The organism is Hydrogenophaga laconesensis (assembly GCF_031457235.1).
Lineage (GTDB): Bacteria > Pseudomonadota > Gammaproteobacteria > Burkholderiales > Burkholderiaceae_C > Hydrogenophaga > Hydrogenophaga laconesensis.
Map to the genome: position 1 here is coordinate 157044 of NZ_JAVDWE010000009.1, position 12039 is coordinate 169082.

At 69.7% G+C, this 12039-nt stretch carries 12 protein-coding genes; 7 read left to right on the forward strand and 5 right to left on the reverse strand.

What is annotated here, in order from left to right; genetic code table 11:
* The first annotated feature begins 37 nt into the window (after positions 1-37).
* The 4 genes from J2X09_RS16635 (at position 38) to map (ending at position 4613) form a co-directional block, all read left to right on the forward strand.
* On the forward strand, positions 38-2758 hold the full coding sequence (locus J2X09_RS16635) for an ATP-binding protein (RefSeq protein WP_204731165.1): 2721 nt from the start codon (positions 38-40) through the stop codon (positions 2756-2758).
* A 4-nt stretch (positions 2759-2762) separates the two neighbouring features.
* The gene (locus J2X09_RS16640; protein ID WP_204731164.1) at positions 2763-3479 is read left to right on the forward strand and encodes a response regulator; all 717 of its coding nucleotides are present in this window, start codon (positions 2763-2765) and stop codon (positions 3477-3479) included.
* An 88-nt stretch (positions 3480-3567) separates the two neighbouring features.
* Positions 3568-3822: a ParD-like family protein gene (locus J2X09_RS16645; protein WP_204731163.1), complete on the forward strand. Its 255-nt coding sequence runs from the start codon at positions 3568-3570 to the stop codon at positions 3820-3822.
* Complete coding sequence (gene map / locus J2X09_RS16650) at positions 3822-4613, forward strand: type I methionyl aminopeptidase (protein ID WP_204731162.1); 792 nt, start codon at positions 3822-3824, stop codon at positions 4611-4613. Before J2X09_RS16645 ends, map begins: the two co-directional genes overlap by 1 nt.
* 13 nt (positions 4614-4626) lie before the next feature.
* Here the strand turns inward: map and J2X09_RS16655 are convergent, their stop codons facing one another.
* The 4 genes from J2X09_RS16655 to J2X09_RS16670 are packed head-to-tail and all read right to left on the reverse strand — an operon-like array spanning position 4627 to position 7948.
* Positions 4627-5460, reverse strand: a complete 834-nt coding sequence (locus tag J2X09_RS16655) for a class I SAM-dependent methyltransferase (RefSeq protein ID WP_204731161.1) — start codon at positions 5458-5460, stop codon at positions 4627-4629.
* Positions 5457-6512 (reverse strand): glycosyltransferase family 4 protein, encoded by a 1056-nt coding sequence (locus tag J2X09_RS16660; protein WP_204731160.1) that lies wholly within the window; start codon positions 6510-6512, stop codon positions 5457-5459. Before J2X09_RS16660 ends, J2X09_RS16655 begins: the two co-directional genes overlap by 4 nt.
* Positions 6513-6515: 3 nt before the next feature.
* Positions 6516-6920 carry a 6-pyruvoyl trahydropterin synthase family protein gene (locus J2X09_RS16665; RefSeq protein WP_204731159.1) on the reverse strand — a complete coding sequence of 135 codons (405 nt, stop codon included), beginning with the start codon at positions 6918-6920 and terminating at the stop codon, positions 6516-6518.
* A gap of 26 nt (positions 6921-6946) precedes the next feature.
* The gene (locus J2X09_RS16670) at positions 6947-7948 is read right to left on the reverse strand and encodes a zinc-dependent alcohol dehydrogenase (protein WP_310308814.1); all 1002 of its coding nucleotides are present in this window, start codon (positions 7946-7948) and stop codon (positions 6947-6949) included.
* A 107-nt stretch (positions 7949-8055) separates the two neighbouring features.
* Here J2X09_RS16670 and J2X09_RS16675 point away from each other — a divergent pair, with 107 nt between their 5' ends.
* From J2X09_RS16675 to J2X09_RS16685, 3 genes are read left to right on the forward strand one after another with little or no spacing between them, the layout of a single operon-like run.
* Positions 8056-8841, forward strand: a complete 786-nt coding sequence (locus tag J2X09_RS16675; protein WP_204731158.1) for a CDP-alcohol phosphatidyltransferase family protein — start codon at positions 8056-8058, stop codon at positions 8839-8841.
* Positions 8842-8844: 3 nt separating this feature from the next.
* Entirely contained in the window at positions 8845-9447 is a 603-nt protein-coding gene (locus J2X09_RS16680) for a YceI family protein (protein WP_204731157.1), read from the forward strand.
* Positions 9444-11144, forward strand: coding sequence for an LTA synthase family protein (locus J2X09_RS16685; protein ID WP_204731156.1), 1701 nt, complete (start codon positions 9444-9446; stop codon positions 11142-11144). Before J2X09_RS16680 ends, J2X09_RS16685 begins: the two co-directional genes overlap by 4 nt.
* Positions 11145-11158: 14 nt before the next feature.
* Here the strand turns inward: J2X09_RS16685 and J2X09_RS16690 are convergent, their stop codons facing one another.
* Positions 11159-11914 carry an FkbM family methyltransferase gene (locus tag J2X09_RS16690; RefSeq protein ID WP_204731155.1) on the reverse strand — a complete coding sequence of 252 codons (756 nt, stop codon included), beginning with the start codon at positions 11912-11914 and terminating at the stop codon, positions 11159-11161.
* Positions 11915-12039: the final 125 nt, after the last annotated feature.

Consider the following 12039-nt stretch of genomic DNA (forward strand, 5'->3'; position numbering starts at 1 on the left):
ACAGCGGCTATGCTGTCTTCAACCGGTCGTACCACCCATGGGATCTGAGAACGCAGAACGGGCCGATGCCTTGATGGAGGGCTTGCGCCGCCAGGCGGCAGGCCGCCTCACGCTGTTCCTCGGTGCCGCCCCGGGCGTCGGCAAGACCTGCGCCATGCTGACGCGTGCGCGCGAGTTGCGCCGCCAGGGCCTGGACGTCGTCATCGGCTTCATCGAGACGCATGGGCGCAGCGAGACGCAGGCCCTGGTCGAAGGACTGCCTCAAGTGCCGCGCCGCCTGACGCAGTACCAGGGCAAGGCGCTGGAAGAGATGGATCTCGACAGCCTGCTGGCGCGGAGGCCCGCCGTGGCCCTGGTGGACGAGCTGGCGCACCGCAATGTGCCCGGCAGCCGCCACGAACGCCGCTGGCAGGACGTGGAGGAACTTCTGGACGCGGGCATCGACGTCTACACCACCCTCAACATCCAGCACCTGGAGAGCCTCAACGACGTGGTGCACCAGATCACTGGCATCCGGGTCAGCGAGACCGTGCCGGATGCGGTGCTCGAGCGTTTGCGCGACATCCGCCTGGTGGATCTGCCAGCCCGCGAGCTGATCGAGCGGCTGAACCAGGGCAAGGTCTACCTTCCTGAACAGGCCTCACAGGCGCTTCAGGCTTTCTTCTCCCCGTCGAATCTCACGGCGTTGCGTGAACTGGCGATGCAGACCGTGGTGGCGCACGTGGACGCAGACCTCCGCGAAACGCGCACCGCAAGCGGCCTGGGGGGGATCGCGATTCAGCGCCATGTGCTCATCGCCATCGATGGCCAGGGGCAGTCCGAGTACCTGGTGCGCGCGGGCGCACGTCTGGCCGAAAGGCGCGGCGCCCCCTGGTCGGTGATCACCGTCGACACCGGGCATTCTGCGGACGCCGTGCCGCAGGGCGACGATCTGCGCCGCGCGGCACCTGCCCGCCGCCCCATTGCGCGCGCGGAACAGCAACGCCAGATGGAGCTCGACAAGGCCTTTGCCCTGGCCCGCAACCTCGGGGGTGACACCGAAGTGCTTCACAACACCGATGTCGCGCAGGCGCTGCTGGATGCGGCGGCGGCGCGCGGTGCACGCTCCATCGTGATCGGTCGAACGCGCGAACGCCCCATCGCGCGCGTCTTCAACCGCACGCTGACGCAACAGCTTTTGCAGCGGGGCGCGCGTTACGAACTGACCATCGTGAGCACACCGCAGTTGCGGCAGCGCTCGCATCGCCTGCAAGACCTCGCGGGTGAACGGCTCGCGCGCGGCGAACCCACGCTCATTGCCGTGGCCACACTGGGCGCGGTGGCCACGGCGGCGGCGGCGGAAAAGCTGCTTGGCCTGCAGGACCTGACGCCGGTCTTTCTGGTGGCCGTGCTGCTGGTGGCATCGCGCACGCGCATGCTGGCGGCCGTCATCACCGCCGTCCTGTGTTTTCTGGCGTACGACTTCCTGTTCATCGAACCGCGCTTCACCCTGCTCATCAGCGCCCCACGCGGCGTGGCGACGGTGTTGCTGTTCCTGGCTGCGGCCCTCATCGCGGGCCGGCTGGCCTCGCGCCTGCGAATGCAGGTGATAGCGCTGCGCGCCGCGAACGCGCACGCCATTGCGATGCAGAACCTTGCCAGGCGGCTGGCCAAGGCGGCCGACCTGGGCGGTGTGGTTGCGGCCAGCTCCGCCGTGCTGCAGTCCGCGCTGAACGCGCAGGCCTGGGTGCGGCTCCGGGGCGAGTCGGGCCCGCCGGCGGCCGATCACCTCCTCGATGAAAAGGACCGCAGCGCCGCCGACTGGAGCGAGCAGAATGCCCAGCCCAGTGGCCGCTTTACCGACACGCTGGGCCAGTCGGCCTGGTGGTTCCTGCCGATCCACAGTGGGGAAGAGTCCCTGGGTGTCGTGGGCCTGCGCTTTCCCGACGGCATGGGACGGCTGTCCTTCGAGCAGCGGCGGCTGGCTGAAAGCATGACGGAGGACATCGGGCAGGCTGCCCTGCGCGCGCGGCTGGTGTCCGAGCTGGAAACCGCCCGGGTCAGCGAGGAAACCGAGCGGCTGCGCTCGGCGTTGCTGTCCTCGGTGTCGCACGACCTGCGATCGCCCCTCTCTTCCATGATCGGCGCGGCCGATAGCCTCCAGCGTTACGGTCAGGACATGAACGAGCAGGACCGTGGCAGCCTGCTGGACACCATCCGTGTGGAGGGCGAGCGTCTGGATCGCTACATCCAGAACCTGCTGGACATGACCCGCCTGGGCCAGCACGGTCTCACGCTGGCACGCGACTGGATCGGTGTCGACGAACTGGTCGGCTCCGCCTCGCGCAGGCTGCAACGCTACGTCCCGGATGCGAGGCTGGAAACCCGCATCGCGTCCGGCATGGGCCTCATCCACGTGCACCCGGCACTGGTCGAACAGGCCTTGTTCAACGTGATGGAAAATGCCGCGAAGTTCTCGCCGCCGGGCGAGACCATCCGGGCGGAGGTGCGCCCTGGCGAAGGCAACAAGGTGCTCATCGACGTCACCGACCAAGGCCCCGGCATTCCCGAAAACGAACGGCGCAGGATTTTCGACATGTTCTACAGCGTGGAGCGCGGTGACCGAGGTCAGCACGGCACCGGGCTAGGCCTGACCATCGTGCAGGGCATCGTGGGCGCGCACATGGGCCAGGTGGAGGCGTTGCCCGGACCTGATGGACGTGGCACCACCATCCGCATCAGCCTGCCCATGGGTGAACAGCCCATTCCCGGGGGGTGACGCCATGCCCGCAAAGGCCACCACGCCCCAGGCCCGCGTGCTCGTCGTCGACGACGAACCGCAGATTCGCAAGTTCATTGACATCAGCCTGCGCTCGCAGGGTTACACCACCCTTCTGGCGGAAACCGGTCAGCAGGGCTTGAGCCTGCTGGCGAGCCAGGGAGCCGACATCGTGGTGCTGGATCTGGGTTTGCCCGATCGCGATGGCCAGTCGGTCCTGCAGGAGCTGCGCCAATGGTCCGGTGTGCCGGTGATCGTGCTGACGGTGCGGTCGTCCGAAGAGCACAAGGTCGCGCTGCTCGATGCGGGGGCCAACGACTATGTCACCAAGCCCTTCAGCATCGGGGAGTTGATGGCACGCATACGCGCCTTCCTGCGCAGCACTCCGATGAGCACCGACGTCGCGCCGATCTATGACGACGGACACCTCAGGGTCGACATCGCCCGTCGGGAGGTGTCGCTCGGCGGCGAGCCCGTGGCTCTGGCGCGAAAGGAATTCGCCCTGTTGGCCCGGCTGATCCGGGAACCGGGCCGCCTGGTGACCCAGACCCAGCTGCTGCGCGACATGTGGGGCCCCACGCACGACGCCGACACGCACTACCTGCGTGTGCTGGTCGGCAAGCTGCGCCACAAGCTGGGTGACGACGCAGCCGCGCCACGCTACATCGCCACCGAACCGGGGGTGGGCCTGCGTTTCATCGGCGAGCGCCCGCCACCCTGATCGGCGGGCATTCCCGCGCCCGCCCCGACAACTTTGCGACAATACGATACATATATACTTCGTATACATTTCGCATAAAGGAGCCTTCATGGGCATTGTCAAGATTTCCGACCAGATGCACGAGAACCTGCGGGTGGCCGGCAACGCGCTCAGCCGTTCCATCAATGCGCAGGCCGAGCACTGGATGCGCGTCGGCATGCTGACCGAGATGTATCCGGAGCTCAACCACCGCGAGATCAGCCAGATGCTGGTGCGGGCCGAACTGGCGGGTGGACTGGACCTGGTGGAGGCTGTCTCGGTTCAGCCGGGCAAGGCGCGCGCGACCACGGCCGGAAAACACTAGTGGCGCGCGGCATCACCATCAAGTCCGCCGCCGACATCGCGATGGCGCGGCGGGCGGGCCAGCTGGCCGCCGACGTGCTCGAGATGATCGGGCCGCATGTGGTGCCGGGCGTGAGCACGGAAGCACTGGACCGCCTCTGCCACGATCACATCGTGAACGTGCAAGGTGCCATTCCAGCCAATGTGGGGTACCAGGGCTACCCCAAGACCATCCTCACCTCCGTCAACCAGGTGGTGTGCCATGGCATTCCCTCGGCAGACAAGGTGCTGAAAAAAGGCGACATCGTCAACATCGATGTGGCGGTCATCAAGGACGGCTGGTTCGGCGACACCAGCCGCATGTTCTTTGTCGGCGAGCCGGGCACCCTCGCCCGCCGCCTCGTGGAGACGACCTACGAGGCCATGCTGGCGGGCATCCGCGAGGTGCGGCCCGGCGCCACGCTGGGCGACGTGGGTCACGCGATCCAGTCGGTGGCGCAGCGCGAGCATTTCAGCGTGGTGCGCGAGTACTGCGGTCATGGCATCGGGCAGACGTACCACGAGAAGCCGGACGTGCTGCACTTCGGGCGGCGCGGCGAAGGCACGGTGCTGGAGCCCGGCATGGTGTTCACCATCGAGCCGATGCTGAATGCGGGCAAACGCGACACCCGGCTGATGCCCGACGGCTGGACGGTGGTCACCAAGGACCGGTCTCTCTCCGCCCAGTGGGAGCATATGGTGGCCGTCACGCCCGATGGTCATGACGTGCTCACGCGCTGGCCTGGTGGCACGGGCCGCTACGCGCCGGTCTGACCCGGCCCCTTGCTCAAGGCAGCGCCAGCAGGTCCGTGTGCCCCACGCGCAGCTGGCCCGTCGCCGCCAGCGCATGCCGCCGCTGGCGCCAGGCCTCCACCGCAGCCGTGGACGGCGGATCCTGCTCGCTGGCGGCGATGGCGATGCCGTCCACCAGCGCACGCTGCAGCGCACCAGCCTGCGGACCGTGCTGGCTGTCGATCCACCAGTCGCTCGAGGCGCTGAACACCCGGTAGCCGCTGCCCAGCAAGGCGCGCTGCAGCGTGACCACAGCGCGCGCGCCCAGTGCGGGGCCGAACCCCTTGTCGCGTCGCTGGTGTTCGGCAAACAGGCGTCCCACGGTGGTGTCCATCGGGTCCGGCGGGGTCCATTCGTGGCGACCGTCCACGCTGAGCGTGAACAGCAAGGCCGCCCGCGCGGTCACGGCGAGCCGCACCATGCGCTGCAGCCAGCCTTCGCTCACCAGATCGAGCAGCGCCGAGGCCGTGACCAGATGAGCAGCATGCCATGGCAGCATCTCCAGATCGAGGGCGAGGTCGGCCTGTTGTCGGACGATGGTGGCCTCGAAGCCAGGGCCACCCAAGGTGGATGGCCATTCACGCAGCAGTGCGGCATCGTGATCCACCACCAGCCATTCCTGCGCACCGCCCAGCCGGGGCGCGAGCCAGCGCAGGTTGGCGCCGGTGCCGCAACCCAGGTCGATGACGCGCCATGGCGTACCCGCCGGTGGCGCCATCGCGTGCAGACGCGCGGCCAGATGCAGGTGTTTCGCGGCTTCGTCGCGCGCGGCGGTGTCGAAAGGCTCGCGCCGCTGCAGCCATGCGGCGGTGAAATGGCGATCGCTCATGCCACGCTGCCCAGCGTCGCGGCAAAGCGCGCCGCCTGCTGCGGCCAGGTCGGCAGCAAAGCCGCTGCCTCGCGCGCGCCGGTGGCCAGGCGTTCGTGCAGAGCGGGGTCGGTGAGCACCCGGCCCAGCGCGGCCTGGAGCTTGAGCACATCGCCGGCGGGCACCTTGAGGCCGGCGCGCGGCGGCAAAGTGCGGGCCAGCGCGCCGCCATCGGTGGTGACGACCGGCAGGCCGTGGGCCACCGCCTCGGCAACCACCATGCCATAGCCCTCGTACAGCGACGGCAGCACGAACACGTCTGCCGCCAGGTAGTGGGCCTGCAGCGCCTCGGGCGGGAGCTCGCCATGCCAGACCACGCGCTCCTTCAGGGGTTCTGCCATGGCCTGCAGGCTGGCGGTGAAGCCGGGGTCGCGCTCGGTGTTGCCCACCAGGTGCAATTCCCAGGGCAGGTGCTGCAGGCCTGTGAGCGCTTCGAGCAGCACCGCGTGACCCTTGCGCGGGATGAGCGAGGCCACGCAGAGCAGCCTGACCACCCCGTTTCGCCGGGGTGTTTCGGAACGGGATGGCACGGGATCGGTGCCCGGCTCCACCACGGTGATGCGGGACGACGACACCCCCAGGGCGGTCACGTCGGCCACGGTGCTGCGGCTGGTCACTACCACGCGCCGTGCACATTGCAGCGCCCTGGCCTCGCTCTCCCGCAGCCGGGCACTGTCTTCGGAGCGCCAGCCGGTTTCCAGGTGCAGGGGGTGGTGCACCAGGGCCACCCAGCGCAGGCGCCTCGCGTGGCGCAGCGCCACGTCGGGCATGCAGCCGAAGGCCAGGCCATCGGCGACCACCAGGGCGTTGTCGGGCAAGGCCTGAACGAGCGCCTCCGCCGTGATGAGGTCGAACTGATCCGGGCACGGCCACGCGCCGTCCAGCACCAGGGGCATCACGCTCCAGTCGACCTCGCGCAGGGCGGCCGCCAGCCGGCGGTCGTAGGCGTACCCGCCGGTGGGGGTGTTCCAGTCGCCCGGCAACAGGAAGTGGCAGGTCTTCAGGGACGACATGGCTCAGGCGGGCAGATCACCCTCGTACGAAGCCCAGGCCACATGCGATTCGTGCAGCGTCACACGCATCTGGCGCAGGCCGCTCGCATTCGCGCCAAGCTCACCTGTGGCGATGCACGCGGCCACGCGGTCGAAGATCGCCCGGGCCATGAACTCGGTGGTGGTGTTGTGCCCCTTGAACTCGGGCATTTCGTCCAGGTTCTGGAAATTGAAAGCGGCCAGGGTCTGCCGCAGCACCTGCGTGGCCAGGCCAATGTCGACCACGACACCGTCGGCATCGAGCGAGTCGCGGCGCAGCTCCAGGTCCACCACGTAGGTGGCGCCGTGCATGCGCTGGGCAGGCCCGAAGACGGCGCCCTGGAAGCTGTGGGCGATCATGAAGTGGTCTCTGACGTTGACGGCATACATGGCGTTGATGGCTTCCGGGACAGGGTTCAGGAATAGTCGATGCGGTGGCACAGCGTACCCGGTGCACCGTCGCCGGCCAGCCGCGCGAGCACCTGGGGCAATTCCGCGAACGGCGCGGTGTCGGTGACCAGCGCATCCAGCGCGGGCTCGGTGAGCAGCGAGAGCGCCAGTTCCAGCCGCTGGCGGTGGCTCCAGCGCTCGCGTTGCCGTGGTGCCACGTGGCCGACCTGTGAGCTCTTGAGTGTGAGCCGCTGCGAGTGGAAGGCTTCGCCCAGCGGCACGTTCACGGCGCGATTGCCGTACCAGCTGAGTTCCAGCACGGTGGCTTCGAAGGCGGCAAGCCGCAACGCAGTGGCCAGCCCGGCGGAACTGGCGCTGGTGTGGATCACGAGGTGCGCCCCGCCCTGTGCGTCCTGCGGCAAGGCAAAACCCGCACCGAGTGCGGCTGCGATGTCCGCCCGGGCGGGGTTGGTGTCCACCACCTGCACGCTCCCTTCGGGCAACCGTGCGGCCAGCCAGGCCACCAGCAGGCCGAGCGTGCCACCGCCGACAACGGCGATGGGGTCGCCCGGGCGCGGTGCGGCGTCCCACAGGGCGTTGATGGCCGTTTCCAGGTTGGCGGCCAGCACGGCGCGCGCGGCGGGCACGCCCGGCGGCAGCGGCACCACCGCCGTCGCGGGCACCTGAAAAACCGTCTGGTGCGGGTGCAGGCAGAACACTTCGCGGCCCACCAGTTCGGCAGGCCCGGCCTCGACCACGCCGACGTTCACGTAGCCGTACTTCACCGGGCCGGAAAACTCGCCCACCTGGAACGGCGCGCGCATGCGCTGTGCTTCGCTGGCGGGCACTTCACCGCGGAACACCAGGCCTTCCGTGCCCCGGCTCACCGCGGTGTGCAGGGTGCGCACCCGCACGCTGCCCTCAGGCAGCGCGGGCAGGGTTTCCTCACGGATCTCGGCGCGGCCGGGCGCCACCACCCAGCAGGCCTGGGCAGACACAGCTGCTGACGAATCGGAAGCGTTGGGCATGAACGAATCGGGGAATGCGGTGTCGGAGGGTGGAGCGTGCCATGATCGCCGGAAACGGGCCCGTGAATGTTCACGTGTCCCATCCGCAGGCGCCCATCTTGCCATCCATGAAGACCGCCGAAAACGCCATCGCTTCATCCACGGGTACCGTGCACACCGGGTTGCGGCACGACGCTGCGCGCGATCTCGCCGCTGTGGCGGTGCTGGTGCTGGTGCTTTCGGTGGCGCTGGGCATGGCCGCGGGCCTTGGCGCTGATTACAGCGCCAAGGCCCTGCTGGTGTACGCGGTGGGCGTCTGGCTCGTGTGGCGCGCGTTGGGCGCGCACCCGCACCCGCGCTTCGGCCCCGCCAACCGGGTGACCCTGGCGCGGCTGGGTTCGATGGCGCTGCTCGCCGCCCTGGTGGGCGAAGACCTGCCCCGCCCACCCCTGGCCGACATGCCCACGGCGGCATGGTGGCTGGTCGGGGTGGCCACCGTCACGGCAGTGGCCGACGCGGCGGACGGCGCACTGGCGCGGCGCAGCGGCCTGGCCAGCGCCTTCGGTGCGCGCTTCGACATGGAAACCGACGCCGCCTTCACCCTGGTGCTCTGCGCGCTGGTGCTGCAGGCCGGCCAGGCCGGTGCGTGGGTGCTGGCCGCGGGACTGATGCGCTACGCCTTCGTGGCCGCCGCGCGCCCCTGGCCCTGGCTCGCCGGCGCGCTTCCACCGAGCCGGCGGCGCCAGACCGTGTGCGTGGTGCAGATCACGACGCTGATCGTCTGCCTCGGGCCGATCGTGTCACCCGGCCTCGCGGTCTGGCTGGCGGCGCTCAGCCTGGTTTTGCTCACCCTTTCGTTCGCCATCGACGTGCGGACCCTGGCGCGGCAGCGCCCCACCCCACAGGAGACCTGAGCCATGCGCACTTCCGCCCTGCTTCTTCCGCTGGTGCTCTGCGCCCATCTGCTGGCCGCCATGCCCGCGCAGGCCCAGGCCGCGCGCTACGAGCTCGACCCCGACCACACCACCGTCGCCTTCCTGGTCGACCACATCGGCTATGCCAAGGTGCTCGGCATGTTCCGGTCCGCGCGCGGGAGCTACCGCTTCGACGAGGCCACCGCCACCCTGTCGGACGTGCGCATCGAGGTGGAAACAGCGAGCGTGTTCAGCAACCAGCGCAAGCGCGACGACCACCTCAAGGGGCCGGACTTCCTCAACAGCGGCGAATTCCCGCGCATGGTGTTCACCGCCGCCAGCGCGAAACGCACCGGCGAGCGCACCTTCGAGGTGGCGGGCCAGCTGGAACTGCTGGGCAAGTCCCAGCCGCTCACGCTGCAGGCGACCTGGAACAAGAGCGCCGAGTCGCCCTTGGGCGGGCCATTGCGCAAGCCGTACGTCATGGGTGTGTCCGCGCGCGGCAGCTTCAAGCGCAGCGCCTATGGCATGAACTACGCCGTGGCCAACGGCTGGGTGGGCGACGAGGTGCCGCTGATCGTCGAGTTCGAGGCGGTGCGCCAGTGAGGGTGGCGCCCCCGGCGGCCATCCCCTGGCTGCTGCGCTTCTGCCTGGCCTTTGCGCTGCTGAACACGCTGCTGACGTTCGAGAACCGCTGGCCGGGTTTTGGCGTGCGCTACATGCCGCGCCTGTCGTACGAACTGTGCCTGGCCCTGGTGGCACTGATGGCCTGGGTCGCCTGGAGGGGCCGTCTTTCCACCCGTGCCGCGTCCGCCATGGCAGCGGGCTTTCTGGCGCTGGTGTTGGCGCGCTACGCCGACGTGACGGCGCCTGCCGTGCTGGGCCGGCCGGTGAACGTGTACTGGGACGGTCGCCACGCCAGCGAGCTCGTCCAGCTGGCGGTGCAGACCCTGCCAGCGTGGCAGGTGGCAGCGGCGGGTGCCACCCTGATTCTGGGCTCGGTGCTGCTCTTCCTGCTGGTGCGCGCCGCCATCGCGGTGCTGGCCGGCTGCCTGGCCTGGCGCGGTCCGCGCCCGTGGGTGCTGGCTGCCACGGCGGTGCTCACGCTGAGCTTCATGGCCTACGTGCCGGGCCAGCGCGACACGCGCTGGTTCTTCTCGCTGCCGCTGACGCCCACATTGCTGCACCAGGGCGAGTTGCTGGCGCGTGTGTGGTGGCCGGCGGCGGGGGAGTCGGTGCTGGACGCCGCTCCCGCGTTCGACGGCGACCTCTCCGGTCTGGTGGGCCCGGCCGGGCCGGCCGATGTGCTGCTGGTGTTCGCCGAGTCTTACGGCAGCGGCAGCTTCGACCAACCCGCCATGGCCTCGGCGCTCGCGTCTTCGCGCACGGCGCTGGACGATGCCATCCGCGCCGGTGGGCGCCACGTCGTCAGCGCTCGGGTGACCGCGCCCACGTTCGGTGGCGCCTCCTGGCTGTCGCACGCCGGTTTGCTGGCGGGGGTGGATACCCGCGACCCCGCCGATCACGACCTGCTGCTGGCCAGCCAGCGGCCCACGCTGGTGCGCCATTTCGCGCGCCACGGCTACCGCACGGTGGGCTGGATGCCAGGCCTCAAGCGCCCCTGGCCCGAAGGCGCTTTCTACGGCTTTGACCGGCTGTCCGGCGACGCGGGCATCGGCTACAGCGGGCCAGACTTCGGCTACTGGCGCATCCCCGATCAGGCTGCGCTGGCGCTGCTGCACGTGCAGGAACTGGAGCGGAAAGGACACGAGGCTGCCCGCGTGCCGCGCTTTGTCGTCTTCCCCACCACCAGCACCCACGCGCCGTTCCACCCCCTGGCGCCCTTCGTGCCGGATTGGCCACGCCTTGCCGGCCCGCAGGCCTACACGGCAGCCGAGGCCCGGGCGGCGCAGGCCGCGCCAGTGGCCGTGCGGGAACCGCTGCGGCCCTACGTCGACAGCCTGCGCTACCAGTACGCCTGGATGGCCGACTACCTTCGGCACCACGCGCCCCACCCCCTGGTGATGGTGATCGTCGGCGACCACCAGCCGCCTGCGCTGGTCAGCGGTCCCGGCGCCTCATGGGATGTGCCCGTTCACGTGATCAGCGACGACCCCGCGCTGCTGCAGCGCCTGCTGGTCAGTGGTTTCGTGCCCGGCCTCGCCCTGCCCGAACAGCCGCAGGGCCCCATGCACCAGCTCACACGGGTGCTGCTGGGGGTGTTCAACGCCCCGGGGGCGCACGAGTTGCAAGGCTTCGAGCATGTGGGCGCGCCAGTGCCAGCGCCACACACCGGATCCTGATCGGGATACGCCATTCAGCCCGCCAGCCAGGCGTGCACGTCGCCGGAGGACGCGTCCACAGGCAAGGCGCGCAACCAGTCGCGCATCGACGCCGCCAGCTCGCCTTCAGGCTTCAACAGGCGTTGCCGTTCGCCGAGCGAGACAGCGTAGCGGTAGCGCCCGGGGCCGGCCAGTGCCTCCAGCCGGTCGATGCAACCCAGCGCGACGCCACGCACCGCCGGCACGAACTCGAACGACAGGGCCGGTAGCGCCTGGCTCAGGCCCAGCAGCACCTCCTCTTCGAAACCCTCCACATCGATCTTCACGAAGTCGGGCACACCATGCGTGGCGATCAGTGCGTCCAGCGTGGTCACGGTCACCAGGGGGCCTTCTTCCCACCGAACGCCACGGAAGGATGACGCGGCCGTCGCTTCCCGCACGAAGCGGGTGGACAGCGTGGAGACGGTGGGCGTGAGCTCGCTGACGTGCAGGCGCATCTCGCCCGGCGAGCGGCCCAGGGCCTGCGGCAACAGCGTCACACCCGTGTCGCGCCCGAAGCGGCGCCGCAGCAGCCAGACGAAATCGGCCTGCGGCTCCAGCGCCACCACGCGCGCGCCCAGCTGCCGGAACGCGGCCACGCGGTTGCCCGCGTGGGCGCCGACATCGAACGCGAGCCCGCCTGCCGGCACGAAGCGCCGGTAGAAACGCCGGAGCTGCACGCCCCGCCAGGGAATGGCGCGGTAGATCACCCAGGAGCGCAGCAGGCCGACGGCCCGGGCAGGCAGGCTCATGGCTGCCCGCGAAGAATGCGCGGCGAAGCCGCAGTCGGGCCGGACAGGAAGAATGGCTTGTGCATCGGCCCCACTGTAGTCGCCACGCGCGCGCCGTGGTCGCGGTCTGATAATGGCCCACGCCC